This window comes from Planotetraspora sp. A-T 1434 (genome assembly GCF_025420585.1).
Lineage (GTDB): Bacteria > Actinomycetota > Actinomycetes > Streptosporangiales > Streptosporangiaceae > JAOEGB01.
Genome location: NZ_JAOEGB010000087.1, coordinates 1 through 831, shown reverse-complemented (window position 1 = coordinate 831; position 831 = coordinate 1). Strand labels below are relative to the sequence as shown.

Genomic DNA, 831 nt, shown 5'->3' with positions numbered 1-831 from the left:
GTTGGGGGAGACGTGGGCGTGGTTTGCCGGGATGGCGCCGGGTGGGCGTGCGGCCTCGGGGGTGGCGTGGGCGTTCGGCCGGTTGGGGCGGCTGCCGGCGGCCCATGTGCTGGATGCGGTCGCGGCGGCGCGGCGGATCGCCTCCTGGGCGCAGGGCGTGGAGATGATGGCCGCGGTGGAGCTGTTCGAGCGGCCCGGCCTGCGGGAGGACGGCTCGCCGTTGCCCGGGCCGTTGGCGGCGGTGCACCGTGACAGTGTGCTGGAGGAGATCGCGGCCAAGCTGCGGGTGACCTCCGGCACGGCCGCCTACCTGGTCGCGCAGGGCACGACCCTGCGCCGGCGGTTCCCGCGGGTGCTGGCGTTGCTGCTTTCGGGGCGGCTGGACATCCCGAAGGTCAACGCGTTCGTCAACGGGTGCGCGTTCGTCTCCGACGAGCACGCCGCCCTGGTGCAGGACCGGCTCATCGATGTGGCGGAGGCGCTGACCTCGGGGCAGCTGCGGTCGAAGATCGCCAAGCTGGTGATCGACGTGGACCCGGAGGCGGCCGAGCGGCGGCGCCGGGCGGGTGAGGCGCGGGTGCGGATGTCGGTGTGGCGCAACGCCGAAAAGGGCACCGCGACGTTCGCTTTGGCGGACTCGCCGTTGTTGTGGGCGCTGGCGGCCTCCCAGCGGGTCGACGGGCTGGCCCGCCGCGCCCGCACCCAAGGCGACCAGCGCCCGCTGGAACGGCTGCGGGTCCTGATCGCCTACCGGCTCCTGCTCGGCTACGACCCCGAAACCCTCAGCCGGCTCCCCCAAGACGGCCCCAACCCCGACCACCCCACCCCCAC

Annotated in this window: 1 protein-coding gene; it reads left to right on the top strand. The window is 74.2% G+C overall.

The window, feature by feature from the left end; all coding sequences use genetic code 11:
- Positions 1-31 precede the first annotated feature (31 nt).
- Positions 32-831, top strand: an 800-nt coding sequence (locus N5079_RS35065) for a 13E12 repeat family protein (RefSeq protein WP_261588530.1), incomplete at its 3' end; no start/stop codon positions are given.